General features: G+C 54.0%; 2 pseudogenes. Both read left to right on the top strand.

Going from position 1 to position 591, the window contains the following annotated elements:
• Positions 1–102: 102 nt before the first annotated feature.
• A pseudogene (locus HMPREF0183_RS13500) lies at positions 103–237 on the top strand (integrase core domain-containing protein); the annotation flags it as partial.
• Positions 238–336: 99 nt separating this feature from the next.
• A pseudogene (locus HMPREF0183_RS13225) lies at positions 337–591 on the top strand (IS481 family transposase); the annotation flags it as partial.

The following is a 591-nucleotide window of genomic DNA, read 5'->3' as shown; positions in this document are numbered from 1 at the left end:
CGCCGCAACCCTGACCGACAACGGACTGGTCTACACCACCCGCCTTGCCGGCGGACGCACCAACAACCAAACCCGTTCGAACAGCTCCTAGCAGACCTCAACATCGAACAGAAAAACGGCCACCCCGGAAAACCAACCACCCAAGGAAAAATCGAACGCCTCCACAGCACCCTCAAAAAATGGCTACAAGCCCAACCACCCGCACTCACCATCGAGGACCTACAACAACAACTGCACGACTTCCGCACGATATACAACACCAAACGAAAACACCGCGCCATCAACAGACAAACACCCCACCAGACCTACACCGCCACACCCAAAGACCAACCAACCATGCACCTACACAACACCCACTGGCGAGTACGCTTCGACCGCGTCGACAGCTACGGAAAAATCACCCTCCGCTACGCCGGAAAACTCAAACACCTCGGCATCGGACGCACACACAACCGACAACGAATCATCCTCCTCGTCAACGGACCCAACGCCATCGCAATCAACAAAACAACCGGAGAAATCATCGCCGAATACACAATCGACCCCACCAAAAACTACCAACCAAAAACAACAACCCCACACACAAAAAAA

Origin of the sequence: Brevibacterium mcbrellneri ATCC 49030 (assembly GCF_000178455.1) — a bacterium.
GTDB classification, from domain to species: Bacteria; Actinomycetota; Actinomycetes; order Actinomycetales; family Brevibacteriaceae; genus Brevibacterium; species Brevibacterium mcbrellneri.
Note: the sequence above shows the minus strand (reverse complement) of the source record. Positions and strands in the feature narration are given on the sequence as shown.